Here is a 24,005-nt window from a genome sequence, read left to right on the forward strand (position 1 = left end):
GGCGCTGCAAAGTCGATGGGCTAGAAGCCTATCTCGGGCTTTGTCGACATCAGCCACAGAATGGCAAGAACGGCGGCGAATGCCGGGACGCCGCACGCTAACCAGATGCGAAACAGGCGCTTTTCCTCAAGGGGCAGCGGTGTGTTGTCGATGACCGCCTGCCGCGCCAGGTTGCGGATGCGGATCTGAACCCAGACCACCGGTAGCCAGAACAGGCCGGTCACGACATAGAGCAGCAGGGACAGCACGATCCAGCCTTCGGAAAGCGGCCAGCCCACGGCCTGCACCAGCAGCACGCCGGTGATGGGCTGCACGATGACGGCGGTCGCGGTAAAAATGGTGTCGGCGATGACGACGGTGCCGGCGACATGGGCAACGAGTTCGGCACGGCCGGTGCGCTGCGCCATCAGCATGAAGAAGGCGATGCCGGCGCCGGTGCCGAACAGGACCGTGGCGCCGATGATATGCGCCCAGCGCAGGAGATCGGCCCAGAGGTTCATCGCTCGTCCAAGATGGCCAACGCCACCAGGGCAAGGCAAAGCGAGGGTACCGCCTTGACGATAGCTCCCAGCGGATCGAGCCACAAATCGGGCGCAAGCGCGGTTGCTACGCCAAGATAGGCTAAGGTGATGGCGATCATCCCCAGCAACGCAAGGCGCGCCAAGGACCGCACGAGAACAGCGGCGCCGACAATGATGTCGGCAACACTTCCGGCAAGAACCATTCCGAGCGCCAGCGTGGGCGACAGGCCATGCGAGACAAGAATGCCGGCAGCAGCATCCTGCCTGGCAAACCCGACAATGCCGGAGACCAGCCAGAACAGCGAGAGGCAGCCGAATACGACTGGCTTCAGCAGCCAGAGCCGCGCGAACCAGCGCTCCTGAACATGGGCGGGCATGGCGGCCAGCGTTGACTCCAGCGGATGCAGCGGATGATCGGAAATCTCGCTCCACGACCTGGCGTTGCCGGTCACGCCGCGCGCCAGCGCGGCCAGGGCCGCGCTGCGCAAAGGCGATCGCCAGCCGAGCAGGCCGAGAACGTCGGCAACAACAGCCGCGATCCGGCCGAGAAAGGATGGCATCGGCACCACAGGGGCCGGCGGCAGGCCGAGCCACGCGCGGAACGCAACCAGCACATCGGCCAGCGATTGCGCATCGGTTTCGACGAGATCGACGGACAGACGCGGCGGCAGCGATCCGGCAACCGCGCGCGACACGGCCTCGGCAACATCGGTGACCGCGACGGTCTGGACCGGCTGACGCGCCATGACGGCAGGGACAAAACCGGGAAAAGCGGCAAGAGCGCGCAAAAGCGCCGTCCCACCATAGGCGGCGGGCGCAATCACCAGGCCCGGGCGCAGCATGGTCCACTCCAGCGAAGAATCTGCGACGGCCTTGTCGCCCTGCGCCTTGGTGCTGAAGAAAAGATCCGGCGAGGCGAGATCGGCGCCGATTGCCGAAATCTGTATGAAATGCCAGATACCGGCTTGTTCGCAGGCCGCGACAAGCGCCACTACCGCGCCGCGATGGATGGCGTCGAGACGGTCGCGCGGGCCGTCCTGCAGGGCGCCCGCCGCATTGACCACCGCATCCATACCGGCGACCAGCGGCAGCCAGTCCTCAGCGGCAAGCAGCAACGCCATGTCGGCCGCGATCCAGCGCACCGCCGGCCAGCGCCGCTCTGCGTCCTGCACATCGCGGCCAAGGCCAATCACCTGATGCCCGTCGCGAGCCAAGCGGCCGACGACGGCTTCGCCGATCAGTCCGTAGCCGCCGAGGACGAGCACCTTCTTGCGGGGACTATCGGGCATGGGGTGGCTTTCAGGCTGCCTCCAGCGCCGCCTTGACCGCGGCGATGGCATCATTCGCCTTCGAGGCATCCGGGCCGCCGGCTTGCGCCATGTCGGGCCGGCCGCCGCCGCCCTGCCCGCCGAGCGCTGCCGAAGCCACGCGCACCAGATCGACCGCGCTGAAGCGGCTAACGAGGTCGTCGGTGACAGCGACCACGACACTTGCCTTGTTGTCTTCGCCCGCGCCAACGAACACGACCACGCCGGAGCCGAGCGAGGTCTTGCCGGCATCGGCCAGCGGCTTCAGATCCTTCGGCGATACGCCGGAGACCGCCTTGCCGAGGAAGCCGACGCCGGCGACGGTTTCGTTGGCAGCCGGCGCATCGGCGGGCGACCCGCCGCCCAGCGCCAGTTTCTTGCGCGCTTCGCTCAGCTCCTTCTCGAGCTTCTTGCGCTCCTCGAGCAGCGTCTCGACACGCCCCGGCACGTCGGCAGGCGAAATCTTCAGCACTGCCGCCGTCGCCTTCAGGCGTCTGTCCTGCTCGTCGAGATATTTGCGCGCGGCTTCGCCGGTCAGCGCCTCGATGCGGCGCACGCCGGCGGCGACCGCGCTGTCGGAGACGACGCGGACAAGACCGATATCGCCGGTCGCGCGGACATGAGTGCCGCCGCAGAGCTCGACAGAATAGGGCCGATTGGCCTTGGCGCCGTGCACGCCGGTGCCCATCGACACGACGCGCACCTCGTCGCCGTATTTCTCCCCGAACAGCGCCATGGCGCCCTCGGCGATGGCATCGTCGACCGACATCAGGCGTGTCGTCACCGGGCTGTTCTGGACGACGATTTCGTTGGCCATGCGCTCGACCTCTTCGAGGTCTTCGGCCGAGATCGGCTTGTTGTGCGAAATGTCGAAGCGCAGGCGTTCGGGCGCGACCAGCGAGCCCTTCTGCGCGACATGGGTGCCCAGCACCTCGCGCAGCGCCTCATGGATCAGATGCGTCGCCGAATGGTTGGCGCGCAGCCTGGTGCGGCGTGCATGGTCGACCTTCAGTTCGACAGATGCACCGGTCTTGACCGAGCCGCTCGCCACCTTGCCCAGATGCACGAACAGCCCGTCGGCCTTCTTCTGCGTGTCGGAGATCTCGATCGAAAAACCTTCGCCTGAGATCACGCCGGTGTCGCCCATCTGGCCGCCGGACTCGCCATAGAACGGCGTCTGGTTGACGACGACCGCCACCGCATCGCCCTTGCCAGCGCTGTCGACGGTCTTGCCGTCCTTGACCAGCGCCTGGATGAGGCCTTCCGCAGCTTCAGTTTCGTAGCCGAGGAATTCGGTGGCGCCGGTCTGTTCGCGCACGGAAAACCACACCGTTTCGGTGGCGGCCTCGCCGGACCCGGTCCAATGCTTGCGTGCCTCGGCCTTCTGCTGCTCCATCGCATGGGTGAAGCCGGCAAGATCGACCGAGATGCTGCGCTGGCGCAGCGCGTCCTGCGTCAAATCGAGCGGGAAGCCGTACGTGTCGTAGAGCCTGAAGGCGGTCTCGCCATCCAGCATGTCGCCAGCATGCAACGTCTCGGTCGCCTCGGAGAGCAAACCGAGGCCGCGCACCAGCGTCTTGCGGAAGCGTGTCTCCTCGAGCTTCAGCGTCTCGGTGATCAGCTGTTCGCCGCGCAGCAGTTCGGGATAGGCCTGGCCCATCTCGCGCACCAGCGCCGGCACGAGCTTCCACATCAGCGGCTCCTTGGCGCCGAGCAGCTGCGCATGGCGCATGGCGCGGCGCATGATGCGGCGCAGCACGTAGCCACGGCCTTCGTTCGAGGGCAACACGCCATCGGCCACCAGGAAGGAAGAGGAACGCAGGTGATCGGCAATGACGCGGTAGGACGCCACAGTCTCCTTGTCAGGCCCCTGCCCGAGCGCGGACGACGCCGCATCGATCAGATGACGGAACAAATCGGTCTCAAAAACGCTCTCCACCCCTTGCAGGATGGACGCCATGCGCTCCAGGCCCATGCCCGTGTCGATCGACGGCCGCGGCAGGTCGATGCGCTCTTCCTTGGTGACCTGCTCATACTGCATGAACACCAGGTTCCAGAATTCGAGGAAGCGATCGCCATCCTCCTCCGGGCTGCCGGGAGGGCCGCCCCAGATGTGCTCGCCACGGTCGATGAAGATCTCCGAGCACGGACCGCAGGGTCCGGTGTCACCCATCGCCCAGAAATTGTCCGAGGTCGGGATACGGATGATGCGGTCGTCGGAGAAGCCGGTGATCTTCTTCCAGAAGCCGGCCGCCTCGTCATCGGTGTGATAGACGGTGACCAGCAGCTTGTCCTTGTTCAGCCCGAACTCCTTGGTGATCAGGTTCCAGGCCAACTCGATGGCGCGCTCCTTGAAATAGTCGCCGAAGGAGAAGTTGCCGAGCATCTCGAAGAAGGTCAGGTGGCGCGCGGTGTAGCCGACATTGTCGAGGTCGTTGTGCTTGCCGCCGGCGCGCACGCTCTTCTGCGCGGTGGTGGCGCGCGAATAGGGCCGCTTCTCGAGACCGGTGAAGACGTTCTTGAACTGCACCATGCCGGCATTGGTGAACATCAATGTCGGGTCGTTGCGCGGCACCAGCGGGCTCGAGGCCACGACTTCGTGGCCCTCCTTGCGGAAATAGTCGAGGAATGTCGACCGGATCTCGTTCACGCCACTCATGACTGCTGCCTTTTCGCGAAAACCGCCGGCACGGCCGGCGGAAACTGGTCTCTGCTTTTTAGAAGATCGACTTGGCCTTTTAGCGGGCAGGCTTCACCCTGTCCAGAAACTCGGAATTGGGCCAATCCGGCAGCTGCCAGGCTGCCTTCACGCTTGCCCAAAAACGAAAACCGCCGGCTCGAAGGCCGGCGGTTTGGAACGCAAAACTAAGAACTCGGTTACATAAGCATCAGATAATAGACTGGATTTATGGCCGAACTCTGACCATTGCCCTACATGGCGCCGGATTCTTCCTCGAAGCCGTCGTCTTCGCCGCGCTCAGGGCCGCCATTTTCGAGGAATTTCTCGGCGATCAGCCCGGCATTCTGCCGCAGCGCCAATTCGATCTCGCGCGCCGTGTCGGGATTGTCGCGCAGGAACAGTTTGGCGTTCTCGCGGCCCTGACCGAGGCGCTGCGAATTGTAGGAGAACCAGGCGCCTGACTTCTCGACCACGCCGGCCTTGACGCCGAGGTCGACCAGCTCGCCGGTCTTGGAGACGCCCTCGCCATACATGATGTCGAACTCGACCACCTTGAAGGGCGGCGCCAGCTTGTTCTTGACCACCTTGACGCGGGTCTGGTTGCCGACGACCTCGTCGCGGTCCTTGACCGAGCCGATGCGGCGGATGTCGAGGCGGACCGAAGCGTAGAATTTCAGCGCGTTGCCGCCCGTCGTGGTTTCCGGCGACCCGAACATGACGCCGATCTTCATGCGGATCTGGTTGATGAAGATGACCATGGTGTTGGAGCGCGAGATCGAGGCGGTCAGCTTGCGCAGCGCCTGGCTCATCAGACGAGCCTGCAGGCCGGGCAGCGAATCGCCCATTTCTCCCTCGATTTCAGCGCGCGGCGTCAGCGCTGCGACCGAATCGACCACCAGCACGTCGATGGCGCCGGAACGCACCAGCGTGTCGCAGATCTCCAGCGCCTGCTCGCCGGTGTCGGGCTGCGAGATCAGCAGGTTTTCGAGATCGACACCAAGCTTGCGGGCATAGACCGGGTCGAGCGCGTGCTCGGCATCGACGAAGGCGCAGATGCCGCCCTTCTTCTGGGCTTCGGCCACCGTGTGCAGCGCCAGCGTCGTCTTGCCCGAGCTTTCCGGCCCGTAGATCTCGACGATGCGGCCGCGCGGCAGGCCGCCGACGCCAAGCGCGATGTCGAGGCCGAGCGATCCGGTCGGCACGGTTTCGATCTCGACGACCTGCTCATTAGCACCCAGCCGCATGATCGAGCCCTTGCCGAAGGCGCGCTCGATTTGCGACAGCGCCGCGTCCAGAGCCTTTGATTTGTCCACCGCTTTGTCCTCTACAAGCCGCAAAGAATTCTGAGCCATGATACATCACCCCTTGGTCGTCAATGAAGGCCGGACAATCCGTAATCCCTGCCCAGTTTGTACCTTTTTTGTTCTCGTTTGGCAAGAGGGGTCAAATATCTGAAAAACAATCTTTATCCGGATTTGTTCTTTTTTTGTCTCGTAGTTTCGCTTCGGGGATGCATCCCGCATTGGGTCAGGCGGTCCAGCTGTCTGGCTCCGACCGAATCGCCGGCTTGCCTGCGAAGCTCCGCCGCACAGCCTAGCGCTTGTGCGGCTCGAATAACAAAGGTCATATCGCCGGCATGGTGAAATCTGCAAAAATCCTCGCCGTCGGCGGCGCCCATATCGACCGGCGCGGCCAGGTGTCCGGCCCTTACGTGCCCGCGGCGTCCAACCCCGGCACCATGCGCGAAGATGTCGGCGGCGGCGTCTTCAACGCGCTGCGCAGCCTCGTTCGGCGCGGCGTCTCGGCCTCGCTTTTGTCGGTGCGCGGCGGCGATGCCTCGGCCGAGACGGTGTCGCGCGCCATCATTGAGGCCGGCATTGCCGACCTGTCGGCGGTGTTCCTCGACCGCACCACGCCAAGCTATACGGCGCTGATCGACCGCGAAGGCGAGCTGATCACCGGCTTTGCCGATATGGCGCTCTACGATTTGGCCTTCCCCAAACAGATCCGCCGCTCCAAGGTGCGCGAGGTGGTTGCCGAGGCCGATGCGGTGCTGTGCGACGCCAATCTGCCGTCTTCAGCACTTGAGCGGCTGGTGGGGCTCGCCGCCGGCAAGCCGGTCTATGCCATCGCTATCTCGCCGGCCAAGGTGGTGCGGCTGGTACCCGTGCTGAACGCGCTCGCGCAGGTCTTCATGAACCGGCGCGAGGCCGTGGTGCTGGCCGGCGTCAGTGCGAAAGCGAAGGAGCGCGAAATCGTCGACGGTTTGCGCTGCAGCGGCCTCAGGAGTGGCGTGGTGACGGCAGGCGATGGCCCGGTGCTGGGCTTCGACGAAGCCGGCGCCTTCTCGATCCTGCCGCCGACGCCGAGAAAGGTCGCCGACGTCACCGGCGCCGGCGATGCGCTGGCCGGTGCTAGCATCGCTGCCCTGCTACGCGGTCTGGCCTTGCGGCAGGCCCTGCGCGAGGGCGTGGCTGCGGCAACGCTCGCCATCGAAAGTGCGGATGCCGTGCCGGCCTTTACCGCCGCGACCTTTGCCGAGGCGCTGGCCCTTGTGCCCGACGCGCGGGAAATGGCATGAGGGCGGCCAATTGCCATCGCCGGAACGCGACGTCCAAGGGGACGCGCGGCACTCCGGATCGGAGACCGTCATGACCCCGCAAAGCGCCCGACCCTTCATCGACATCCACCCGCCGGTGGCCGAGGCGCTCGCCGCCGGCCGCCCCGTGGTGGCCCTGGAAAGCACCATCATCACCCATGGCATGCCCTACCCCGACAACGGCGCAATGGCCGCCAATGTCGAGAAGATCATATTGGACAATGGCGCGGTGCCGGCGACGATCGCCGTGGTCGCCGGGCGCATCAAGATCGGCCTGTCGGACGGCGAGCGCGAATCGCTCGCCATGACCGGCGACGCCATGAAGCTGTCGCGCGCCGATCTCGGCTTTGCGGTGGCGCAAGGCCGCACCGGCGGCACCACCGTCGCCGCCACCATGATCGCGGCCGACATGGTCGGGATCAAGGTGTTCGCCACCGGCGGCATTGGCGGCGTGCACAAGGGTGCGGAAAAGAGCTTCGACATCTCGGCCGACCTCGACGAACTGGCGCGCACGCCGGTCATCGTCGTCTCGGCCGGCGCCAAGGCGATCCTCGATATCGAAAAGACGCTGGAGGTGCTGGAGACGCGCGGCGTGCCGGTGATCGGCCATGGCTGCGAAACGATGCCGGCCTTCTGGTCGCGCCAATCGCGCTTCCGCGCCCCGCTGACCCTGCACAAGCCTGAAGAGATCGCCCACTTCTACAAAACGCGGCAGGCGCTGGGCCTCGCCGGCGGCATGCTGATCGCCAACCCGGTGCCGCAGGATGACGAAATCCCGGCCGGCGAGATGGCCGGCTATATCGAGGCCGCGCAGAAAGCCGCGGAAGCGCAGAACGTGACGGGAAAGGCGGTGACGCCGTTCCTGCTGGGGAAGATACTGGAACTGACGGGCGGCCGGAGCCTCAAGACCAACATTGCGCTGGTCGAGAACAATGCGGCGCTGGCGGCGAGGATCGCGAGGGCGCTGTAGGGCGCTGCCGTCGACGCCGGCGGGACAGCACCCCCCTCTGCCCTGCCGGGCATCTCCCCGCAAGGGGGGAGATTGGCAGCTTGGTCGACCGCGCCTTTCTTTCAACGTTCAAAATTGGCGAAAGCCGATGCGACATCCGATCTCCCCCCTTCTTGCGGGGGAGATGGCCGGCAGGCCAGAGGGGGGTGTGAAGGAACTCGACGCTACCGGTTCACTTCCCCGCCCGCAGACCCGCCTCATAAGCCCGCCGCGCCCATACAATCATCTCGTCGGGATCGTCAAACGCGCTGTCGGGAATGCTCCAGTACGGCATCGCGACCAGTTTGCCGTGGCGCGTGCCGGTATAGGTCCACTGCTTGCAACCGGCCGCTTCGAAGTCGGGGGCGCTTTGCTCGTCGGCCTTGAGCAGCAGTTCGCCACGCAGCACGATGGCGACGATGATGCCGTCGAAATAGATGCCCTTGCCGCCGAACAGTTTGCGGATCGAGACCGGGCCAAGGCCCTCGAACAGTTCGGCGATGCGTTCATTGTCCATGCCGCAATCATGTCATCGCGATCTTGCCTTGTCATTGCCGCAACCAAGATCATGCTGACAAGTTGAGAGCCATCCGTCGGAGTTTTGCCATGCCGCTTCTGCTCAAAGGATCCTGCCGCTGCGATGCCGTCCACTTCGAGGTGGAAAGCCACACGCCGGTGCCGTTCATGCTGTGCTACTGCTCGATCTGCCGCAAGCAGCAGGGCGGCGGCGGTTTCGCCATCAATCTCGGCGCCGACTACAAGACACTGAAGATCAAGGGCAAGCGCAGCCTCGGCGTCTTTCGCGCTGAGATCGAGGATGACGAGCATCCAACGTGCGAGATTTCGTCGGGCGAGCGCAATTTCTGCAGGAAATGCGGCTCGGCGCTGTGGCTCTACGACCCGACATGGCCGGAGCTGGTACATCCCTTCGCTTCAGCCATCGACAGCGAACTGCCGAAACCGCCGGAAAAGGTGCACCTGATGCTGAAATACAAAGCGAGTTGGGTCGAGCCAGTGATTGGCAAGAAGGACAAGGTGTTCGACGTCTATCCCGAAGAATCTATCGCCGACTGGCACAAGCGGACAGGGATGTGGGAGAAGTGAGCCTTAAGGGCGATGCGTGAGGGCTACCCAGCGCTCAACCTGGGTCACATCCACTCCGTCGCATTGTGCCGCGACCAAAGGATGTTCCGCGTCATGTAGGTATACGTTTGGACGCTGATTGCCGGGTTGAAAAACAACGTTGGCATGCAGCAGCAACGAGCCTGGATACTCAGGAATCTCGTGCATCAAATAGCCAAAACAGAGTTCTTCTTCATACTGGCCACTGTCATATCCGTCTCGGTAGACATTCCAGCTCTTTTCGGAGACCGACATCCAGACGCCGAAACAGAACTCGTCGGCCAATTGAGGAACCGGCAAAGGCAACAAGCAACGAATAAACCGGTCTGTCTCTCCAGTGGCGTAGCTCACCACGCAAAAATCATCGTTCTTGCGGAACGTTGATCGGGCAACGTCATCGAACGTATCTGGATTTACCGGCGCGTCGAACGCCATGTCCATCGGAAGACCGGTAAATTCTTCACCGCAACAAGCACACCGCCAGCGATATGCCTCGGCGCTCATCGCCCGACGTTAAGCAGCGGTTGCCGCGCGCGCCTCTGCCAGCGCTTTGAGATCGGCCGGCTTGAGCTCAACCGATTCGCCGCAGCCGCAGGCCGAACTCTGGTTCGGGTTGTGGAAGGTGAAGCCGGTGCGCAGCGTCGTCTGCTCGAAATCCATCTCGGTGCCGAACAGGAAAAGGGCAGCCTCAGGCGCGACATAGACATGGGCGCCGTCGCGCTCGATGTGGTCGTCCTTGGTGTTGGGCTCGGTCACCAGATCGACCGTGTATTCCATGCCGGCGCAGCCGCCCTTCTTGATGCCAAGGCGAATGCCATGCGCGTTGTCGCGGGTGGCAACGATCTCGCGCACCCGGTCGGCGGCCTTTTCGGTCATCGTGATGACGGCGAAGCGTCCCATTCTTTTTCCTCTTCCATTCCATGCAGGTTCAAGGCCTGCCGAATGATTCCTCACCTAAAATGGTGAAGTTTTACCACTGGTGCAAGTGCGCCAGCCTAGTACCAACCCACCGCCACCTGCGCCTCTTCCGACATGCGGTCGGGGGACCAGGGCGGGTCGAAGGTCATGTTGACCTCGACGCCGGAGACGCCTTCGACGGCACCGACGGCGTTTTCCACCCAGCCCGGCATTTCGCCGGCCACCGGGCAACCGGGCGCGGTCAGCGTCATGTCGATCTTGACCGAGCGGTCGTCCTCGATGTCGATCCTGTAGATCAGGCCGAGCTCGTAGATGTCGGCCGGGATTTCCGGGTCGTAGACGGTCTTCAGCGCCGAGACGATGTCGTCGGTCAGCCGCGCCAGTTCGTCGGCGGGAATGGCCGAGGCGGAAACCAGCGGATTGTTGACAGCTGCTTCCGGGGCGGTCTCGGTGGTGTGGCTCGCATCATCCATGGTCATCATCCAAAGAACTTGCGCGCTTTCTCAAGCGCATCGGCCAAAGCATCGACTTCGGCCCTGGTATTATACATGCCGAACGATGCCCTGCATGTGGAGGTTACGCCAAAGCGTTTCAACAGCGGCTGGGCGCAATGGGTTCCGGCGCGAACCGCCACGCCTTGCCTGTCTATCACCATCGACACGTCATGGGCGTGAATACCCTGCAATTCGAACGAGATGATGGCGCCCTTGCCCGGCGCATCGCCGAAGATGCGCAGCGAATTGATGGCGCGCAGCCGCTCATGGGCATAGGTCTTGAGATCGGCCTCATGGGCGGCGATACGCTCGCGGCCGACCTTCTCCATGTACTCAAGCGCTGCACCCAGGCCGATCGCCTGCACAATCGGCGGCGTGCCGGCCTCGAACCGGTGCGGCGGCTCGTTGTAGGTGACGATATCCTCCGTCACCTCCTCGATCATCTCGCCGCCGCCCATGAAGGGGCGCATGCCCTGCAGAATGTCCTTCTTGCCGTAGAGCACGCCGATGCCGGAGGGACCGTAGACCTTGTGGCCGGTGAAGACGAAGAAATCGCAGTCGAGATCCTGAACGTCGATCGGCATATGGACAGCGCTCTGGCTGCCGTCGACAAGCACCGGAATGCCGCGTGCATGCGCAATGCGCACGATCTCCTTGATCGGCGTTACCGTGCCCAGCGCATTCGACATCTGGGTGATGGCGACGAGCCTGGTCTTGGCTGTCAGGCGCTTTTCGAATTCCTCGATGTGGAAGGCGCCGAGATCGTCGACCGGAATCCAGACCAGCTTTGCGCCCTGCCGCTCGCGGATGAAATGCCACGGCACGATGTTGGAGTGATGTTCCATGATCGACAGCACGATCTCGTCGCCCTCACCGATATTGGGCATGCCGTAGCCATAGGCGACGGTGTTGATGGCGGCGGTGGTGTTCGAGGTGAAGACGATGTTGTCGGTGCTTGGCGCGTTGAGGAAACGGCGCACCGTTTCTCGCGCCTTTTCATAGGCGTCGGTCGCGGCGTTGGAAAGGAAATGCAGGCCACGGTGGACGTTGGCGTATTCCTGGGAATAGGCGTGCTGGATGGTGTCGAGCACCACCTGCGGCTTCTGTGCCGATGCGCCATTGTCGAGATAGACCAGCGGTTTGCCATAGACTTCACGCGACAGGATCGGGAAGTCGCGGCGGATCGCCTCGACGTCATAGGGGGTGTTTTCGACTTTCTGGTCCATTTCGAAGTCCTTTGCGGCCAAGGCCGCGATCCTTCCAACACCCCTCATCCGACCTCGCTTCGCGAGGCCACCAAGGTCGGGCGCTCACCCGTGCGCTGCGAACCACTCGTCGAGCCGCGTCTCCAGCGCCTCGACGATCGCCTCGTCGTCCAGTTCCTCGATCACTTCCGCCACGAACGCCTTGACCAGCAGGCCGCGGGCGCTCTTCTCGTCTATGCCGCGCGCCATCAGGTAGAAGAGATGGTTGTGGTCGATCTCGGTGACGGTCGCACCGTGGCCGCAGACGACGTCGTCAGCAAAAATTTCCAGCTCCGGCTTGGTCGAGAACTCGCCATCGTCGGACAGAAGCAGCGTGTTGCAGGCCATCTTGGCGTTGGTCTTCTGCGCGTACTGATGGACGTTGATGCGGCCCTGGAAGACGCCGCGCGCCTTGCCGGTTACGACGTTACGGATCACTTCCGTCGAGGTGGTGTGGGGCACGGCATGGTCGAGCACCATGGTGACGTCGGTGTGGGTGTCGCCGGCCAGCAGATTGATGCCGCGCAGTTTGAAATCAGCGCCTTCGCCAGTGGTCCTGACCACGATCTCCTGGCGAACAAGCTTGCCGCCGGCATTCATGAAGAACACGGTCAGCTTCGAATTCTTGCCGAGATGCGCCTTGAACTGCGCAAGATGCGTGGCGGTCTCCGGCTGTTCCTGCACGATCAGCCACGTCACCTCTGCGCCTTCGCCCAGCACGAGCTGGCTGACCGAGCTGGCCAGTGCTGCGCCTTCGCCGGCCTGGCGCTCGACGATAGCCGCTTTGGCGCCCGCGCCGACACGCACGGGAAAGCGCACATGCAGCTGGCCGCCGGCCTGCAGGTTCTGCAATTCGATCGGCTTTTCAAGTTCCGCGCCATCGGCGATGTCGACGAAATAGCCATCGGCGACAAAGGCGGTGTTCAGCGCACCGATGGCGTCATCGCTGCCATAGGGATCGAGGCCGGGCGCAATCGAGCCGTCGGTCAGCTTTTCCGACAGGCGATGGACGGTCACGCCTTCGATCGTGGGAAACTTCGCGTTCGAGACGCCGTTCAGGACGGCCAACACTGCGGAGCCCTCGACGATGGGCGCCAGCGCCTTGGCGGCGGCGGCCGGATCGAAGTCCGGCACCGAAGTCAGCAGCCGGCGCAGATCCGTATAGTGCCAGGATTCGATGCGGCGCGTCGGCAGGCCGTGCTTGATCGCCTCGATGGCGTCGTCGCGCTTCAGCATCACCGCGCCGTCGCCCGGCAGCAGCGACAGCCGCTCGCCGAAGGCGTCGATCAGCGCGGTTTCGGCCTGCGTTCGCTGGGGTTGTGTATGCATATTCATCAGTGTTGCCTTGCCTTCTGGCATCTCACGCGGCTTCGCCGATCACGCCGGCATAGCCATTGGCTTCCAGATCGAGCGCCAGCGACTTGTCGCCGGACTTGATCACCTGGCCCTTGTAAAGCACGTGTACCGAATCCGGCACGATGTGCTCGAGCAGGCGCTGGTAGTGGGTGATGACGACGATGGCGCGGTCGGGCGAACGCAGCGCATTGACGCCGTCGGAGACGATCTTCAGCGCGTCGATGTCGAGGCCGGAATCGGTCTCGTCGAGGACGCAGAGCCTCGGCTCCAGGAGTTTCATCTGCAGGATTTCGGCGCGCTTCTTCTCGCCGCCGGAGAAACCGACATTGAGCGGCCGCTTCAGCATCGCCATGTCCATGTTGAGCGAGGCGGCGGCGTCCTTCACCCGCTTCAGGAATTCCGGGATCTTCAGCGGCTCCTCGCCACGCGCCTTGCGCTGCTCGTTCATCGCCACTTTGAGGAATTCCATGGTGGCGACGCCCGGTATCTCCATCGGATACTGGAAGGCGAGGAAAATGCCTGCGGTGGCGCGCTCGGCCGGGTCCATTTCGAGGATCGACTGGCCGTTGTAGAGGATGTCGCCCTCGGTCACCTCATAGTCCTCGCGGCCGGCCAGGATATAGGACAGCGTCGACTTGCCCGAGCCGTTCGGGCCCATAATGGCGGCGACCTCGCCGGCTTTCACCGTCAGGTCGAGGCCGCGGATGATCTCGGTGCCGTCATCGACGATGCGGGCATGCAGGTTTCTGATCTCAAGCATTTCTTCTTTCCTGGATATTGTATCGTCGGTCAGCCGACCGAACCCTCAAGGCTGATGCCGATCAGCTTCTGCGCTTCGACCGCGAACTCCATCGGCAGCTGCTGGATGACGTCCTTGACGAAGCCGTTGACGATCAGCGCGATCGCCTCTTCCTCGGGGATACCGCGCTGCATGACGTAGAATTTCTGGTCCTCGGAAATCTTCGACGTCGTCGCTTCATGCTCGAACTGCGCCGTCGAGTTCTTGGCTTCCATGTAAGGCACAGTGTGCGCGCCGCACTGGTCGCCGATCAGCAGCGAGTCGCAATTGGTGAAGTTGCGGGCGTTGGTCGCCTTGCGGTGTGCCGAGACCTGGCCGCGATAGGTGTTCTGCGAGAAGCCGGCGGCAATGCCCTTGGAGATGATGCGGCTCGAAGTGTTCTTGCCGAGATGGATCATCTTGGTGCCGCTGTCGACCTGCTGGTAGCCGTTCGACACGGCGATCGAATAGAACTCGCCCGAGGAATCGTCGCCGCGCAGGATGCAGCTTGGATATTTCCAGGTGATGGCCGAACCGGTCTCGACCTGCGTCCACGAGATCTTCGAACGGTCGCCACGGCAGTCGCCGCGCTTCGTGACGAAATTGTAGATGCCGCCCTTGCCCTCGGCGTCGCCGGGGTACCAGTTCTGCACCGTCGAGTATTTGATCTCGGCATCGTCGAGCGCGACCAGTTCGACGACGGCCGCATGCAGCTGGTTCTCGTCGCGCTGCGGCGCCGTGCAGCCTTCGAGATAGGAGACGTAAGCCCCCTCCTCGGCGATGATCAGCGTGCGCTCGAACTGGCCGGTGTTCTTTTCGTTCATGCGGAAATAGGTCGACAGCTCCATCGGGCAGCGCACGCCCTTGGGCACGAAGACGAACGAACCGTCGGTGAACACGGCCGAGTTCAGCGTGGCGTAGAAATTGTCGGAGGTCGGCACGACCGAGCCGAGATATTTCTGCACCAGCTCGGGATGCTCGCGTATGGCTTCCGAGATCGAGCAGAAGATGACGCCGGCCTGCGCCAGCTCCTTCTTGAAGGTGGTGACGACGGAAACGGAATCGAACACCGCATCGACGGCGACGCGGCCCGATTTGTAGACATTGTCGCTGGCTTCCTCGAATTCCGACATGTCGGTCTTCTGCACGCCGGCGAGGATTTCCTGTTCCTTCAGCGGAATGCCGAGCTTCTCATAGACCTTCAGGATTTCGGGATCGACGTCGCTGAGCGACGTTGGGCCGGGCGTGCTCTTGGGCGCCGCGTAGTAGTAGATGTCCTGGAAGTCGATCTTGGGATAGTTGACGCGCGCCCAGGTCGGCTCTTCCAGCGTCAGCCAGCGCCGATAAGCCTCCAGACGCCATTCCAGCATCCAGGACGGTTCATCCTTCTTGGCCGAGATGAAGCGAATAATGTCTTCGCTCAGGCCCTTGGGGGCCTTGTCGACGGCGATCTCGGTCTGGAATCCGTATTTGTATTGGTCGACGTCGATCTTTCGGACCCGATCGATCGTGTCCTGCACAGCAGGCATAAGCGTTCTCCATCCACGCCGGGGTCAAGGCCCGACAGTTTTCAAACTATGGCATCGCGGACGGCTGCCCCTCAGGGCGCGTCCAGCGACGTAAGTTCCATATAGTGCGTCTCGTCCGGGAATTCACCCGGCCACTTGCAAACGCACGGCTCTACCAGGCCCAAAGACCTGAATTCCTCTTCGCCGCCTCAGGCGGCTTGTTCCCTGCCCGCCCGGCGCTGGGCGATCCCTGCCAGCGCCGAACGAAACAGCTCGATATCGGCAGCACTCGTTGCGTGGCCGATGGACACGCGCAAAGCGCCGAGACTGTCACCGTAACCCATGGCTTTCAGCACATGGCTCGGCCCGACCTTGCCCGACGAACAGGCCGATCCCGCCGACAGGGCCACGCCGGCCAGATCGAAAGCGATCTGCGCCGTCTCGGCCTTGACGCCGGGAATAGCGAAGAATGTCGTATTGGCAAGCCTTGGCGCGCCGGTTCCGAAGATTTCCGCGTCCGGCACCAGCTTTTTTATGATGGTCTCGACCTCGTCGCGGCGCTGGGCGACCGCTTCCATGGCTTGCAGCCCAGCCAGAGCCTGCCGCGCCGCCGCCCCGAAACCGGCAATTGCGGCCAGGTTTTCCGTACCGCCGCGATAACCCTTTTCCTGGCCGCCACCATTGATCAGCGGCTTCGGCATCATCAGGTCCGCCGCTGCAACAATCGCGCCAACGCCCTTGGGACCGCCGATCTTGTGCGAGGACAGAATCAAATAGTCGGCGTAGGCAGCTGACATATCGATGGAAACGCGGCCCGCCGCCTGCACGGCGTCGACCACCAGAATGCCGCCCGCCGCCTTGACGATTGCAGCGACGGCCTGGACCGGCTGGATAACTCCGGTCTCGTTGTTGGCTGCATGGATGGCGACGAGCGGCAAGCCTTCGGCCTTGTCATGCGCGGCGAGAGCCGCCGCTAAAGCGCCGAGATCGGCGATACCATTGCCGTCGACGCCGATCCGGGTCACCTGAGGCGCGGGAAAGCGGCCGCCATTCAGCAGGCAAGGGTGATCGGCTTGCGAGACGTAGAGCCGGCCCATGCGCACCGCGCCGCGGCCCATCTGCCAGTCGGGGGTCAGCAGCGTCGAGGCGGCTTCCGTCGCGCCGGAGCTGAAGACGACATGTTCAGGCTTCGCGTTGACCAACGCGGCCACGTCCCGCCGCGCAGCGTCGATCAGCCGGCGCGCCGCGCGCCCCTCGGCATGCACCGATGACGGATTGGCGACGAGATCGAGCGCGGCAATCATCGCCTCGCGCGCCTCGGTGACGAGCGGCGCGCTGGCATTGTAGTCGAGATAGGCGCGTGTGGCGGCCATTTTCACTCAGTCGATCCCGTCAAAACCCATTCCATAGGGATAGCGCGTTATTTCCTTGAAATTGCAAGGCAAGACGTCCTATTTACGCGGCTTGCGGCGGGATGGCCGGGCCGTAGCGGCCAGCCATCCAGTTTTGAACAATTCTAAACTAGCTTCTAAGAAGACGCTCGCCCTGCGTCAAGGTCTGTGGAAGCGGGCCAGAGGAAGAGAGTTCCGGGCGCCGCGTATTGTATGCCATTTGGAGTATTTCATGCCTGAGGTCATTTTCACCGGTCCCGCCGGCCGCCTGGAGGGTCGCTACCAGCCTTCCAAGGAAAAGAGCGCGCCGATCGCCATCGTCCTGCACCCGCACCCACAGTTCGGCGGCACGATGAACAACAAGATCGTATATGACCTCTTCTACATGTTCCAGAAGCGCGACTTCACCACGCTTCGTTTCAATTTTCGCGGCATCGGCCGCAGCCAGGGCGAGTTCGACCACGGCACCGGCGAATTGTCGGATGCGGCGGCCGCACTCGACTGGGTGCAGTCGCTGCATCCGGATTCCAAGAGCTGCTGGGTCGCCGGCTATTCCTTCGGCGCGTGGATCGGCATGCAGCTTCTGATGCGCCGACCCGAGATCGAGGGTTTCATCTCGATCGCGCCGCAGCCCAACACCTATGATTTCTCGTTCCTGGCCCCCTGCCCGTCATCGGGCCTCATCATCCACGGCGATGCCGACAAGGTGGCGCCGCCCAAGGACGTACAGGGCCTGGTCGACAAGCTGCACACGCAAAAGGGCATCACCATCACGCAGAAGACCTTGCCCGGCGCCAACCATTTCTTCGCCAACGACGCCGACCTGCTGCTCGAGGAATGCGCCGACTATCTCGACCGGCGGCTGGCCGGCGAATTGTCCGATCCGCGCCCGAAGCGGCTGCGCTAGGACCGTTCGATCTGGCGCCATGCGCCGTCGTGCCTATGGTGGGCGCGACAATACCGTTTCGGCTGATCCATATGGTAAGGCGCGCCTGACATGTGGCGCGGCTTGGCTGAACGGTGCACAATGCCGGTTCAGCCAGCCGAAGAAAGCGTGACCGATCATGTACCAACCGCCCCATTTCGTAGAGACGCGCCAGGACGTCCTGCACGGGCTGATCCGCTCGCACCCGCTGGGATTACTGATCTCCAACGGCACTGACGGCCCCATTGCCAACGCCATTCCGTTCCTGCTCGACGCCGAGGCGGGGCCGAACGGCAGGCTGCGCGCGCATCTGGCCAAGGCCAATCCGCAATGGCGCCTGCTCGCCGACAATCCGGCTTCGCCCGTGCTGGTCGTCTTCCAGGGCGCCGACGCTTATGTGACGCCGTCCTGGTACGAGACCAAGCGCGAGACCGGCAAGGTCGTGCCGACCTGGAACTATGCCATCGTCCAGGTGCGCGGCACGGTCAAAGTGATCGATGATTCCGCCTGGATCGCGCAGCAGATTTCCGATCTGACGCTGTCGCAGGAAGGCGCCCGCAAGGAGCCCTGGGCGGTGACCGACGCGCCGCCGACCTTCATCCAGTCGCAGATCAAGGGCATCATCGGGCTGGAGATCGAGATCGCCGAGATCAGCGGCAAGTGGAAGGTCAGCCAGAACCGCCCTGTCGCCGACCGTGTCGGTGTCGCCGAAGGGCTGAAGAAGGAAGCCGCCGGCGCGCCTGATATGGCGAGGCTGGTGCGGAGTTGGGGCGGCATCGACGGCAAATAGCCAAGCGGCTAAATATGGCTGGATGCAAAGGGCAGGCAATTCAAGGGTTTGCCCGGGCTGCCCCAATGCCGAGATTCGTTTGCCGCGGTGCCCCGTTGCGGTCTGCTTTGCGAGCCCACCGGAACAGCCGGAACGTCGTTTTAGGGACCGGCAATCCATCTGTCGTGTGACGGAAGATAAACCCCAGCCGCGTAAAGACCAGCGCGCTGGCGATGGCAACGGCACAACCGAGACCGAAGCCGGCGACGGTGTCGCTCGGATAGTGTGCGCCGACAAAAATCCGGGTCGACGCGACAGCCAAGGTCACGGCCAGCAGCATCCATTTTCGCTGCGGCAACATCATCAGCGCCAGTCCGAAAATGACGCCCATGGTCGTGGCATGGCCGGACGGGAAACTGGCAAAGCTCGCCTCCATGGCAAAAGGATGCAGCGACAGATCGCCGAGCCTGCTGAAATTCATCGGCCTGGCTCTTCCCACGCCGTATTTCAGCACATTGACGACCAGGGCGGACGCCGCGATCGAACCCAGCACCATGAAAGCAAAGCAGGTCCAGCTGTAGAGGGCCATCCGCGCACGCCTGGAAAGACTGCGCCAATCCGTGAGATTCGCGGCGATCAGCACCAGTGCCGACGGGATGAGGTACCAGCCGCCCAGGCCGAAGACGGTGAAAAAGCCTGTGAAGCGTTTGAAGCCGGGCGACCACTGCCTCACCATGGCTCCTGCCGCGTCGTCAAAACGGATCGCAACCGCAATCGTCAGCAAAAGCCAGGCCAAAGCCCAGACCGACCACAGGATTTTCGGGTAGCGGGCCGGCCGCGTCGCCAGGCGCCGCCGCACGATCCGAAACGTATCGCGGAAATTGTCGAGAGACTGCCGGAGCATGGCAGTCACCCCTGCACCCGCCGGCGATGGCGACTTCATCAACATGCGGGGCTCGAAGCGATCATCGAAGAGGTATCAGTTCGCCACACGGTACAGGCCAAGCGACAATTTATCACCTGACGAATAGTTGATACCATCGACTTCGGCGACGCGGCTGGCCTTCTTGCCTTGCCCTGCCAGCAGGTCATCCAGCTTTTGCTCGTCACCGACGGGCGCCAGGCCCAGCGCACAGGCCGGGTCGTCAAGCAGATGTTGCGCAACCCCGTCGACATCGGTCAGTACCGTCTTTGTGCCTACCAAAAATACCAGGCTCGGTTCGTGATATTCAGCGGAGGCGAGTACGCTTGTCTCACACGGACGAACGGCGCGAACCACCGCCTCGATTTCCCGGCTCATCCAAATCGGTTTCAGTGACGGGACGATGACACCGAACAGCAGGGCGTAGGTTATACCGGCGCAAACCGCTGTCGCGCCGATGCGGACGAGCGGCACCTGCAGCCGGCGCGAAAAGGCGAGATATCCGGCGCCAAGGGCCGCCGCGGCGGCTGGCACACTCCACCATGAGAAGGCATGCCTCAGATAGAGGGGCGCTCCAATGCAGACCGCCGCCAGACCGAGGCTGACCACGGCCAGACCGAATGCCGTGGACCACCACAGCCAGTTTTGCCAGCGCCTGAGCGGCGCATTGGCCTCTTGCGGCTTCAGCGTCAAAAGCCAGCCGATGAGCAGCGCGACGCCGGGATAGGCCGGCAGCACATAATGCGGCAGTTTGGTCGGGATCAGCTCGAAGACGAGCCAGAACGGAATGTACCAGGCGAGGCAGAAGCGCAGGCGCGGATCGTCGCGCAGGCGATTGAGCGCCTGCAGCCCGGCGCCGAGCGACACCAGGCCGAACGGCCACATGAACAGCGAATAGGTCAGCACGTAGAAACCAGGCGGAATGCCATGCGATTCCTCGCCTTGCGCGACCTTGCCCAGCATGTCCTTGCCGACCGCCTGCTGCAGGAAAGCGCCGTGGCTTTTCCAGGTGATGAGGGCAAGCCACGGCAGCACGATCAAGACCACCAGAATCAGCCCGCGCCCCGTTTTCAGCTTCGCCAGCCAGCGCCAGTCGCGCTCGAAAGCAACCAAGGTCACCACCGTCAGCGCCGAGAGCAATGGCGCTATCGGCCCCTTGATGAGGATCGCCGCGCCTTGCGCGGCCCAGAAAACCCACGGCAGATGGCCGGCGACGGCCTCGTTGCGGCGTGATGCCAGATAGACCTGCGCCAGCGCGCCTTGCGCCAGAACGCAACAGGCGAGCAGCATGGCGTCGGTCTTGGCGTCGCGGCCTTCGAAAGCGGTGGCGAAAATCGCCGCCATGATGAGGCCGGCGGCCAGGCCGGCATTGGCGCTGAACAGATTGGCTCCCGTCCAGGCAATCGCGACAACGGCGATGGCGATGCCCAGCGCCGAGACCAGCCGGTAGACCCAGATCGGCGCCTGCGCGCCCTCGCCGCTCAGCGTTACCGCCGCCGATTGCAGCCAGTAGATGCCGATCGGCTTCTGGTAGCGCGACGCCTCCTGGAAGCGGATGTCGACATAGTCTCCGCTTTCGGCCATCTGCTTGGTGGCCTGGACGAAGCGCGGCTCGTCGCGGTCGAGTGGCGGCATGGAGGCAAGTCCCGACGCCGTCATCATCAGGCTGAACAGGAAGAGAAAAAGATAGTTCCTGCTCATTTCACACCGGACAGGGTTGGATTTTGGGCGCCGCTCAGTCGACCTTGGTCATCGCCGCCTTGCGCTCATTGGCGATGAGCCAGAGATTTCTGACATAGATGAACATGCCCATCGCCTGGCCGGCGATGAACACCGGGTCCTGGCGCTGGATGGCGTAAACCAGCAACAGGCCGCCGCCGAACAGCGAAAAGAACCAGAAAGCGACCGGCACCACGCTGCGCTTGGCCTTTTCCGAAGCGAGCCATTGCACGACGAAGCGCATCGTGAAGAAGAACTGGGCGACGAAGCCGAGCAGGATCCAGGCGTCGAACTGTTTAACGAACACCTGATGCAGCCAGGTCGCCAATTCCTGAAACACGTTAGCCATGCGTGATTTCCTCTACCTTTGGCATTCTGCGGCGCCTACGCCGAAGCCACCAGACGCCGGCGAGATCGAGTGCGCCCTGCAAGCCGCGGTCGAAGATTCCGTAGTTCGACTTGCCGTGGCGGCGCGAGCGGTCGACGACGTCGCAGTGCACGACGCGAAAACCTTCCTGGATGACCAGCGCCGGAACAAAACGATGCGTGCCGTCGAAGAACGGCAGTTTGCGCAGGATATCGGCATGGATCGCCTTAAGGCCGCAACCGGTGTCGCGGGTGTCGTCATGCAGGATCGCGCCACGCAGCCAGTTGGCGAAACGCGACGCCAATTGCTTGATCTTGCTGTCGCGGCGCTTCAGTCGCTGCCCTTGCGCGGCGCCGAAGCCGGCCCCGGCCTGGCGCAGCGCATCGACCAGCACCGGGATATATTGCGGGTCGTTCTGGCCATCGCCATCGATGGTGGCGACGATGGCGCCGCGCGCCGCCCAGGCGCCGGAGCGCACCGAAAGCGACTGGCCGGCGGACTTTTCGTGCCGCAGCTGGCGGAGCGGAAATGGGCGTTTGGCCGCCTCGGCGGCAAGCACCGAAGCCGTATCGTCGGTCGAACCGTCATTGACGATGATGATTTCGAAGTCGCGCCCGGTCATGGCAGCCTCGATCTCGTCGATCAGAAGCGGCAGGTTCGCCGCCTCGTTGCGGCAAGGAATGACGATGGATATCAATGCGTCCGGCATATGTCGCGTCGGGCTCTGTCACAGGATATGGCATTTTGGTGGATGCCGTGCGGTGCCGTTCCAGCGGATCGAAGGTTGCAAGAACCCGTTGGCGCGGCGCCTCATTACGCCAGCCTACACGATGAAGCAAGCATGGCGGATGTCTTGCGCGCGGACGTGAAAACCGGATTCCCCCCCTTGCTGATCGCGACCTTCGATTTGGCGCGCGATCGAACGCAAAACCGGAAACCACTTTTGCTGATCGCGACCCTTTGATTTGGCGCGCGATCGAACGCAAAACCGGAAACCACTTTTGCTGATCGCGACCCTTTGATTTGGCGCGCGATCGAACGCAAAACCGGAAACCACTTTTGCTGATCGCGCTTGGATGCTAAACGCCCGCGTTCATATCACGCCGGGCGATTGGGGCCTGGCGCTTTCAGGAAGAAAAAATGTCCGCCTTCAAATCCGATTTCCTGCGCATCATGAGCGAGCGCGGTTTCATCCACCAGATTTCGGATGAGACCGGGCTGGACCAGCTTTTCGCCAAGGAAACGGTGAGCGCCTATATCGGCTTCGACGCCACCGCCAAAAGCCTGCATGCCGGCTCGCTGATCCAGATCATGATGCTGCATTGGCTGCAGCAGACCGGCCACCGGCCGATCGCGCTGATGGGCGGTGGCACCTCGATGATCGGCGACCCGTCCTTCAAGGACGAGGCACGCAAGCTGCTCACCCCGCACGACATCGATAACAATCTCGTCGGCATCCGCCGCAATTTCGCACCTTACCTGCAGTTCGGCAGCGGACCGGCCGATGCGGTCATGGTCAACAACGCCGACTGGCTGATGCAGATCAACTACGTCAACTTCCTGCGCGATGTCGGCCGGCATTTCTCCGTCAACCGCATGCTGGCCTTCGATTCCGTGAAGCTCAGGCTCGACCGCGAGCAGTCGCTGTCCTTCCTCGAATTCAACTACATGATCCTGCAAGCCTACGACTTCGTCGAGCTCTACAAGCGCGTCGGCTGCCGGTTGCAGATGGGCGGCTCGGACCAGTGGGGCAACATTGTCAACGGCATCGACCTCGGGCACCGCATGGAGGGCGTGCAGCTCTTCGCCATGACGACACCGCTGCTCACCACCTCGTCCGGCGCCAAGATGGGCAAATCCGCCTCGGGCGCGATCTGGCTCGATAGCGACATGCTCTCGCCTTACGAGTTCTGGCAGTACTGGCGCAACACCGAGGACGCCGATGTCGGCCGCTTCCTGAAACTCTACACGAGGCTGCCTCTGGACGAGGTGGCGCGCCTGGCGAAGCTCGGCGGCTCGGAGATCAACGAGGCGAAGAAGATCCTCGCCACCGAGATCACCGCCATGCTGCATGGCCGCGGCGCGGCCGAGACTGCCAGCGAGACGGCGCGCAAGACCTTCGAGGAGGGCGTGACCGCCGAAACCCTGCCGACCGTCGAGGTGGATGGCGCAACGCTGGAGGCCGGCATCGGCATCCTGTCGCTGCTGGTCACAGCAGGCCTTGCCGGGTCCAACGGCGAGGCGCGCCGGCACATACAGGGTGGCGCCGTGCGCCTCAACGATCACCCGGTGGCGGACGACCGGCGGATGGTGACACCTCAGGATCTGAGTCCGGAAAACGTCGCAAAGCTTTCATTGGGCAAGAAAAAGCACGTTCTGGTGCGGCCGCTGTGACGG

At 63.3% G+C, this 24,005-nt stretch carries 24 protein-coding genes; 7 read left to right on the forward strand and 17 right to left on the reverse strand.

Features of this window, described 5'->3' with window-relative positions; genetic code table 11:
• Positions 1-20: 20 nt before the first annotated feature.
• The 4 genes from ACWGTI_RS11310 to recA all read right to left on the reverse strand — a co-directional run bounded on the left by ACWGTI_RS11310 (position 21) and on the right by recA (position 5,860).
• On the reverse strand, positions 21-500 hold the full coding sequence (locus ACWGTI_RS11310; RefSeq protein ID WP_454587178.1) for a DUF2269 family protein: 480 nt from the start codon (positions 498-500) through the stop codon (positions 21-23).
• Positions 497-1,810: an SDR family oxidoreductase gene (locus ACWGTI_RS11315; protein WP_454587179.1), complete on the reverse strand. Its 1,314-nt coding sequence runs from the start codon at positions 1,808-1,810 to the stop codon at positions 497-499. The genes ACWGTI_RS11310 and ACWGTI_RS11315 overlap by 4 nt, the downstream gene beginning before the upstream one ends.
• A gap of 10 nt (positions 1,811-1,820) precedes the next feature.
• Positions 1,821-4,487: an alanine--tRNA ligase gene (alaS, locus tag ACWGTI_RS11320; RefSeq protein ID WP_454587180.1), complete on the reverse strand. Its 2,667-nt coding sequence runs from the start codon at positions 4,485-4,487 to the stop codon at positions 1,821-1,823.
• Positions 4,488-4,759: 272 nt separating this feature from the next.
• A complete protein-coding gene (gene recA / locus ACWGTI_RS11325; RefSeq protein WP_112561417.1) occupies positions 4,760-5,860 on the reverse strand; it encodes a recombinase RecA in 1,101 nt (366 codons plus the stop codon).
• Positions 5,861-6,144: 284 nt separating this feature from the next.
• Here recA and ACWGTI_RS11330 point away from each other — a divergent pair, with 284 nt between their 5' ends.
• Together ACWGTI_RS11330 and ACWGTI_RS11335 are read left to right on the forward strand one after the other, a co-directional pair.
• Entirely contained in the window at positions 6,145-7,089 is a 945-nt protein-coding gene (locus tag ACWGTI_RS11330) for a carbohydrate kinase family protein (protein ID WP_454587181.1), read from the forward strand.
• A 70-nt stretch (positions 7,090-7,159) separates the two neighbouring features.
• The gene (locus tag ACWGTI_RS11335) at positions 7,160-8,077 is read left to right on the forward strand and encodes a pseudouridine-5'-phosphate glycosidase (RefSeq protein WP_454587182.1); all 918 of its coding nucleotides are present in this window, start codon (positions 7,160-7,162) and stop codon (positions 8,075-8,077) included.
• A 211-nt stretch (positions 8,078-8,288) separates the two neighbouring features.
• Here ACWGTI_RS11335 and ACWGTI_RS11340 read toward each other — a convergent pair whose 3' ends face one another.
• Entirely contained in the window at positions 8,289-8,612 is a 324-nt protein-coding gene (locus tag ACWGTI_RS11340; RefSeq protein WP_454587183.1) for a TfoX/Sxy family protein, read from the reverse strand.
• 89 nt (positions 8,613-8,701) lie between these two features.
• On the opposite strand from ACWGTI_RS11340, the gene ACWGTI_RS11345 reads away from it, so the two are divergent.
• Positions 8,702-9,199, forward strand: a complete 498-nt coding sequence (locus ACWGTI_RS11345) for a GFA family protein (RefSeq protein ID WP_454587184.1) — start codon at positions 8,702-8,704, stop codon at positions 9,197-9,199.
• A 3-nt stretch (positions 9,200-9,202) separates the two neighbouring features.
• Here the strand turns inward: ACWGTI_RS11345 and ACWGTI_RS11350 are convergent, their stop codons facing one another.
• From ACWGTI_RS11350 to ACWGTI_RS11385, 8 genes are all read right to left on the reverse strand, one after another.
• The gene (locus ACWGTI_RS11350) at positions 9,203-9,721 is read right to left on the reverse strand and encodes a DUF2199 domain-containing protein (RefSeq protein WP_454587185.1); all 519 of its coding nucleotides are present in this window, start codon (positions 9,719-9,721) and stop codon (positions 9,203-9,205) included.
• 9 nt (positions 9,722-9,730) lie between these two features.
• Positions 9,731-10,117 carry a Fe-S cluster assembly scaffold SufA gene (gene sufA, locus ACWGTI_RS11355; RefSeq protein ID WP_023759793.1) on the reverse strand — a complete coding sequence of 129 codons (387 nt, stop codon included), beginning with the start codon at positions 10,115-10,117 and terminating at the stop codon, positions 9,731-9,733.
• 95 nt (positions 10,118-10,212) lie between these two features.
• Entirely contained in the window at positions 10,213-10,608 is a 396-nt protein-coding gene (locus tag ACWGTI_RS11360) for an SUF system Fe-S cluster assembly protein (protein ID WP_454587186.1), read from the reverse strand.
• Between the two features lie 5 nt (positions 10,609-10,613).
• Entirely contained in the window at positions 10,614-11,855 is a 1,242-nt protein-coding gene (locus ACWGTI_RS11365) for a cysteine desulfurase (RefSeq protein WP_454587187.1), read from the reverse strand.
• Between the two features lie 84 nt (positions 11,856-11,939).
• Positions 11,940-13,208 (reverse strand): Fe-S cluster assembly protein SufD, encoded by a 1,269-nt coding sequence (sufD, locus tag ACWGTI_RS11370; RefSeq protein ID WP_454587188.1) that lies wholly within the window; start codon positions 13,206-13,208, stop codon positions 11,940-11,942.
• Between the two features lie 25 nt (positions 13,209-13,233).
• Complete coding sequence (sufC, locus tag ACWGTI_RS11375) at positions 13,234-13,989, reverse strand: Fe-S cluster assembly ATPase SufC (RefSeq protein WP_454587189.1); 756 nt, start codon at positions 13,987-13,989, stop codon at positions 13,234-13,236.
• A 29-nt stretch (positions 13,990-14,018) separates the two neighbouring features.
• Positions 14,019-15,536 (reverse strand): Fe-S cluster assembly protein SufB, encoded by a 1,518-nt coding sequence (gene sufB, locus ACWGTI_RS11380; protein ID WP_454587190.1) that lies wholly within the window; start codon positions 15,534-15,536, stop codon positions 14,019-14,021.
• A gap of 188 nt (positions 15,537-15,724) precedes the next feature.
• Positions 15,725-16,888, reverse strand: coding sequence for a cysteine desulfurase family protein (locus ACWGTI_RS11385; protein ID WP_454587191.1), 1,164 nt, complete (start codon positions 16,886-16,888; stop codon positions 15,725-15,727).
• A 250-nt stretch (positions 16,889-17,138) separates the two neighbouring features.
• Here ACWGTI_RS11385 and ACWGTI_RS11390 point away from each other — a divergent pair, with 250 nt between their 5' ends.
• Positions 17,139-17,813, forward strand: coding sequence for an alpha/beta hydrolase (locus tag ACWGTI_RS11390; protein ID WP_454587192.1), 675 nt, complete (start codon positions 17,139-17,141; stop codon positions 17,811-17,813).
• Positions 17,814-17,970: 157 nt separating this feature from the next.
• Entirely contained in the window at positions 17,971-18,621 is a 651-nt protein-coding gene (locus tag ACWGTI_RS11395; RefSeq protein ID WP_454587193.1) for an FMN-binding negative transcriptional regulator, read from the forward strand.
• Positions 18,622-18,661: 40 nt separating this feature from the next.
• Here the strand turns inward: ACWGTI_RS11395 and ACWGTI_RS11400 are convergent, their stop codons facing one another.
• The 4 genes from ACWGTI_RS11400 to ACWGTI_RS11415 all read right to left on the reverse strand — a co-directional run bounded on the left by ACWGTI_RS11400 (position 18,662) and on the right by ACWGTI_RS11415 (position 22,317).
• Positions 18,662-19,396, reverse strand: a complete 735-nt coding sequence (locus ACWGTI_RS11400; RefSeq protein WP_454587194.1) for a phosphatase PAP2 family protein — start codon at positions 19,394-19,396, stop codon at positions 18,662-18,664.
• A 183-nt stretch (positions 19,397-19,579) separates the two neighbouring features.
• A complete protein-coding gene (locus ACWGTI_RS11405; RefSeq protein ID WP_454587195.1) occupies positions 19,580-21,223 on the reverse strand; it encodes an ArnT family glycosyltransferase in 1,644 nt (547 codons plus the stop codon).
• Between the two features lie 34 nt (positions 21,224-21,257).
• Positions 21,258-21,590, reverse strand: coding sequence for a lipid-A-disaccharide synthase N-terminal domain-containing protein (locus ACWGTI_RS11410; protein ID WP_454576132.1), 333 nt, complete (start codon positions 21,588-21,590; stop codon positions 21,258-21,260).
• Positions 21,583-22,317 carry a glycosyltransferase family 2 protein gene (locus ACWGTI_RS11415; RefSeq protein ID WP_454587196.1) on the reverse strand — a complete coding sequence of 245 codons (735 nt, stop codon included), beginning with the start codon at positions 22,315-22,317 and terminating at the stop codon, positions 21,583-21,585. The genes ACWGTI_RS11410 and ACWGTI_RS11415 overlap by 8 nt, the downstream gene beginning before the upstream one ends.
• A 132-nt stretch (positions 22,318-22,449) precedes the next feature.
• Here ACWGTI_RS11415 and ACWGTI_RS11420 point away from each other — a divergent pair, with 132 nt between their 5' ends.
• Positions 22,450-22,572, forward strand: coding sequence for a hypothetical protein (locus ACWGTI_RS11420; RefSeq protein WP_454587197.1), 123 nt, complete (start codon positions 22,450-22,452; stop codon positions 22,570-22,572).
• A gap of 176 nt (positions 22,573-22,748) precedes the next feature.
• Positions 22,749-24,002, forward strand: a complete 1,254-nt coding sequence (tyrS, locus tag ACWGTI_RS11425) for a tyrosine--tRNA ligase (RefSeq protein WP_454587198.1) — start codon at positions 22,749-22,751, stop codon at positions 24,000-24,002.
• Positions 24,003-24,005: the final 3 nt, after the last annotated feature.

Source organism: Mesorhizobium sp. ArgA1 (assembly GCF_053714375.1).

Coding starts and splice junctions, on each gene's coding strand:
- ACWGTI_RS11310 (WP_454587178.1), bottom strand. CDS start 500: ATGAACCTCTGGGCCGATCTCCTGCGCTGGGCGCATATCATCGGCGCC.
- ACWGTI_RS11315 (WP_454587179.1), bottom strand. CDS start 1,810: ATGCCCGATAGTCCCCGCAAGAAGGTGCTCGTCCTCGGCGGCTACGGA.
- alaS (WP_454587180.1), bottom strand. CDS start 4,487: ATGAGTGGCGTGAACGAGATCCGGTCGACATTCCTCGACTATTTCCGC.
- recA (WP_112561417.1), bottom strand. CDS start 5,860: ATGGCTCAGAATTCTTTGCGGCTTGTAGAGGACAAAGCGGTGGACAAA.
- ACWGTI_RS11330 (WP_454587181.1), top strand. CDS start 6,145: ATGGTGAAATCTGCAAAAATCCTCGCCGTCGGCGGCGCCCATATCGAC.
- ACWGTI_RS11335 (WP_454587182.1), top strand. CDS start 7,160: ATGACCCCGCAAAGCGCCCGACCCTTCATCGACATCCACCCGCCGGTG.
- ACWGTI_RS11340 (WP_454587183.1), bottom strand. CDS start 8,612: ATGGACAATGAACGCATCGCCGAACTGTTCGAGGGCCTTGGCCCGGTC.
- ACWGTI_RS11345 (WP_454587184.1), top strand. CDS start 8,702: ATGCCGCTTCTGCTCAAAGGATCCTGCCGCTGCGATGCCGTCCACTTC.
- ACWGTI_RS11350 (WP_454587185.1), bottom strand. CDS start 9,721: ATGAGCGCCGAGGCATATCGCTGGCGGTGTGCTTGTTGCGGTGAAGAA.
- sufA (WP_023759793.1), bottom strand. CDS start 10,117: ATGGGACGCTTCGCCGTCATCACGATGACCGAAAAGGCCGCCGACCGG.
- ACWGTI_RS11360 (WP_454587186.1), bottom strand. CDS start 10,608: ATGGATGATGCGAGCCACACCACCGAGACCGCCCCGGAAGCAGCTGTC.
- ACWGTI_RS11365 (WP_454587187.1), bottom strand. CDS start 11,855: ATGGACCAGAAAGTCGAAAACACCCCCTATGACGTCGAGGCGATCCGC.
- sufD (WP_454587188.1), bottom strand. CDS start 13,208: ATGAATATGCATACACAACCCCAGCGAACGCAGGCCGAAACCGCGCTG.
- sufC (WP_454587189.1), bottom strand. CDS start 13,989: ATGCTTGAGATCAGAAACCTGCATGCCCGCATCGTCGATGACGGCACC.
- sufB (WP_454587190.1), bottom strand. CDS start 15,536: ATGCCTGCTGTGCAGGACACGATCGATCGGGTCCGAAAGATCGACGTC.
- ACWGTI_RS11385 (WP_454587191.1), bottom strand. CDS start 16,888: ATGGCCGCCACACGCGCCTATCTCGACTACAATGCCAGCGCGCCGCTC.
- ACWGTI_RS11390 (WP_454587192.1), top strand. CDS start 17,139: ATGCCTGAGGTCATTTTCACCGGTCCCGCCGGCCGCCTGGAGGGTCGC.
- ACWGTI_RS11395 (WP_454587193.1), top strand. CDS start 17,971: ATGTACCAACCGCCCCATTTCGTAGAGACGCGCCAGGACGTCCTGCAC.
- ACWGTI_RS11405 (WP_454587195.1), bottom strand. CDS start 21,223: ATGAGCAGGAACTATCTTTTTCTCTTCCTGTTCAGCCTGATGATGACG.
- ACWGTI_RS11410 (WP_454576132.1), bottom strand. CDS start 21,590: ATGGCTAACGTGTTTCAGGAATTGGCGACCTGGCTGCATCAGGTGTTC.
- ACWGTI_RS11415 (WP_454587196.1), bottom strand. CDS start 22,317: ATGCCGGACGCATTGATATCCATCGTCATTCCTTGCCGCAACGAGGCG.
- ACWGTI_RS11420 (WP_454587197.1), top strand. CDS start 22,450: ATGGCGGATGTCTTGCGCGCGGACGTGAAAACCGGATTCCCCCCCTTG.
- tyrS (WP_454587198.1), top strand. CDS start 22,749: ATGTCCGCCTTCAAATCCGATTTCCTGCGCATCATGAGCGAGCGCGGT.